We start from the raw sequence: 3,214 nt of genomic DNA, 5'->3' as shown, positions 1-3,214 counted from the left end.
CGCCCCGGGCGGGCGCCGCGGTGGGGGGGCGCCCCCCGCCCCCCCCCCCGGGGGGGGCCCCCCCCCCCCCCCCCCCCCCCGCCGGGGGGGCCCCCCCCCCCGGGGGCCCCCCCCCGGGGGGGGGGGCCCCACGACGGGCTCCGCTTCGCGGATCGTCACCGCCAGCGGCCGATCTCGACGTTCTCCAGGATGCCTAGGGCGTCCGGCACCAGCACCGCGGCCGAGTAGTACGCCGTCACCAGGTAGGAGATGATCGCCTGCTCGTTGATGCCCATGAAGCGCACCGACAGGCTCGGCTCGATCTCGTCCGGGATGCCGGCCTGCTGGAGCCCGACCACTCCCTGTTCGGCCTCGCCGGTGCGCATGGCGATGATCGAGGTCGTACGGGCGTCGCTGACCGGGATCTTGTTGCACGGGAAGATCGGCACCCCGCGCCAGGTCGGGATGCGGTTGCCGGCCATCTCGATGCTCTCGGGGACGAGTCCGCGCTTGTTCAGCTCGCGGCCGAACGCGGAGATCGCGCGCGGGTGGGCGAGGAACAGCTTGGTGCCGCGCCGTCGGCTGAGCAGTTCGTCCATGTCGTCCGGGCTCGGTACGCCGTCGTGCGGCTGGAGCCGCTGGTCGTACTCGCAGTTGTTGAGCATCCCGAACTCGCGGTTGTTGATGAGCTCGTGCTCCTGGCGCTCCTTCAACGCCTCCACGGTGAGCCGCAACTGCTGCTCCGTCTGGTTCATCGGCTGGTTGTAGAGGTCGGCCACGCGCGTGTGCAGGCGCAGGACCGTCTGGGCGATGCTCAGTTCGTATTCGCGCGGGGTGGCCTCGTAGTCCACGAAGGTGCCCGGGATGTCCTGCTCCCCGGTGTGGCCGGCCGCGAGGTCGATCTCCTTCTCGCCGTACTTGTTGGTGCGCTGCGACGGAATCGCGCGCAGTTCCTGGAGATGGGCGCTCAGGGACTCGGCGCGCTCCGCCACCTGTTCGAGGTCCTGGCGGGGCAGCGCGAGCACGGTCACCGCCGTCACCGCGCGGGCCGTGTACTCCCAGATGGCCTCCGGGTCGATGAGCGCCTGCTCCCCGAAGTACGCGCCGTCGGCGAGGACACCGAGCACCGCGTCTCCCCCGTAGGGGCCGGTGCCGATCTTCTCGACCTTGCCGTGCGCCAGCAGGAACACCTCTTCGGCCCGGTTGCCGAACGAGGCCAGCACCTCTCCCGGGGCGAACTCCCGCTGCTGGCACCGCTGGGCGAGTTCGCCCAGCACCTCGTGATCCTCGTACGACCGCAGTACGGACAGTTCTCCGAGTTCCGCGGGGATGACCTGGACCCGGTCCCCGGTCTTGACGAACGTCACGCGGCCGTCGCCCACGGAGTAGCTGAGCCGCCGGTTCACGCGGTACGTGCCACCCTGCACGTTCACCCACGGAAGCATGCGCAGCAGCCACCGTGAGCTGATTTCCTGCATCTGTGGCGCGGACTTGGTGGTGGTGGCCAGGTTCCGCGCGGCGGATGTGCCGAGACTCTGCTGCGGACGGCCCTGCTCCGCGCGGACCTCTTCGCCTACCGACATGAAAATTGCCCTCCCGGTCGTGCACTGATCTTCGGGAGTAAGCCTTCCATCACGGAGCGTGCTGGTGCTATTACACGAATGAGGGGGAATGGATCACCCTGGACCTGGGCAGAGAGGGCGATTTCGACGGCGGCGCCGCCCGTCCGCCGGGGGAACTCCAAGATCCGGCCATCCGTTCGCTCCCCGACGGACAACGACAGGAGACAGCAGTGGCAGGGTTCCTGGACCGCGCGAAAGAGCAGGCGCAGCGCGGCCTCACGCAGGGCAAGCAGAAACTCGACGATGTGCAGGCGCAGCGGGCGGGCGGCGACCTCTTGAAGAGACTCGGCGCCGCCTACTACGCGGAGCGGCGCGGCAGCGGCTCCCCCGAGGCGACCCGGCAGGCGCTCCAGGCGCTGGAGAGTCACATCGCCGTCCACGGGGACGCCTTCCTCCGATCCTGACCGGACTCGACCGGTTACGACCGCTTACTCCGTGTCTGTCCGGATCGGCTCGCACGCTGTGCGAACGAGTGGGTCCGGCAGCCCGGCCGGCTATAGAAGCTGCGGTACGAGACGGGCACGACAGGTGGCCGACGTACAGCGCGAAGGAGTCGGCCATGGCATCGCCCATGTCCGCGGGCAGTTTCCTGGACCGGATCAAGGAGGAAGGCGTCCGTGTCGTCGAGGTCGGCGACTGGGAGCATCACAACCGCAATCACAAGGGCCCCTGGGGCCCGGTGCACGGGGTGATGATCCACCACACGGTGACCTCGGGCACCGAACTCACGGTCGGGCTCTGCCGCGAGGGCCGCGAGGACCTGCCCGGACCGCTGTGCCACGGTGTCATCACCAAGGACGGCGTCCTCCACCTGGTCGGCTACGGCCGGGCCAACCACGCGGGTCTCGGCGACGACGACGTGCTGCGCGCGGTGATCGCCGAGAAGGCGCTGCCGCACGACAACGAGGCGAACACCGACGGCAACCGCCACTTCTACGGCTTCGAGTGCGAGAACCTCGGCGACGGCAAGGACCCGTGGCCCGAGGTCCAGCTCGACGCCATCGCCAGGGTTTCCGCCGCGATCTGCCGGTTCCACGGCTGGACGGAGCGCTCGGTCATCGGCCACCTGGAATGGCAGCCGGGAAAGGTGGACCCTCGAGGCTTCACGATGAGCTTCCTGCGGGGGCGTGTCCGCGAGCTGCTGAAGTGAGCTGAGGCGTCGAGGGCCGGCGGGGACGGCCGGTCTCGCGGCCCCCGCGTCCGGCCGTCCCCGGACAGGTGTCCGACAATGAGACGGTGACCAGCCCCGCCGCCCCGGACCGCGCCGCCGCACCCACCCCCGGCCCGCCGCACACCCCCGGCACACCCGGAGCCCCCGGCCCGCTCGCCCCGGCCGACCCGGTCACCCCGGCTGATCCCGCCACCCCGGACAGCCCCGCCGATCCGGTCAGCCCCGCCACCCCGGACAACCCGGCCACCCCGGACAACCCGGCCGATCCCGCCGACCGGCCCAGGTCAGCCACCCCGGCCACCCCGGCCGATCCCGCCGACCGGCCCAGGTCAGCCACCCCGGACAACCCGGCCGATCCCGCCGACCGGCCCAGGTCAGCCACCCCGGACAACCCGGCCGATCCCGCCGACCGGCCCAGGTCAGCCACCCCGGACAACCCGGT

3 protein-coding genes and 1 pseudogene are annotated in these 3,214 nt (G+C 71.2%); 3 read left to right on the top strand and 1 reads right to left on the bottom strand.

Features of this window, described 5'->3' with window-relative positions; all coding sequences use genetic code 11:
- Window positions 1-155 precede the first annotated feature (155 nt).
- Complete coding sequence (locus tag ACIQRL_RS20640; protein ID WP_401333178.1) at window positions 156-1,562, bottom strand: family 2B encapsulin nanocompartment shell protein; 1,407 nt, start codon at window positions 1,560-1,562, stop codon at window positions 156-158.
- 209 nt (window positions 1,563-1,771) lie between these two features.
- Between ACIQRL_RS20640 and ACIQRL_RS20635 the strand changes: the two genes are divergently transcribed.
- The 3 genes and pseudogenes from ACIQRL_RS20635 to ACIQRL_RS20625 all read left to right on the top strand — a co-directional run.
- Window positions 1,772-2,005, top strand: coding sequence for a hypothetical protein (locus tag ACIQRL_RS20635; RefSeq protein WP_401333175.1), 234 nt, complete (start codon window positions 1,772-1,774; stop codon window positions 2,003-2,005).
- Between the two features lie 155 nt (window positions 2,006-2,160).
- Window positions 2,161-2,751 (top strand): N-acetylmuramoyl-L-alanine amidase, encoded by a 591-nt coding sequence (locus tag ACIQRL_RS20630; RefSeq protein WP_401333173.1) that lies wholly within the window; start codon window positions 2,161-2,163, stop codon window positions 2,749-2,751.
- 86 nt (window positions 2,752-2,837) lie between these two features.
- A pseudogene (locus tag ACIQRL_RS20625) lies at window positions 2,838-3,214 on the top strand (hypothetical protein); the annotation flags it as partial.

The sequence above is a fragment of the Streptomyces sp. NPDC091209 genome, from assembly GCF_044757755.1.
Classification (GTDB): Bacteria; Actinomycetota; Actinomycetes; order Streptomycetales; family Streptomycetaceae; genus Streptomyces.
The sequence above is the reverse complement of the archived record's forward strand: the minus strand, read 5'-3'. Positions and strand labels throughout refer to the sequence as shown.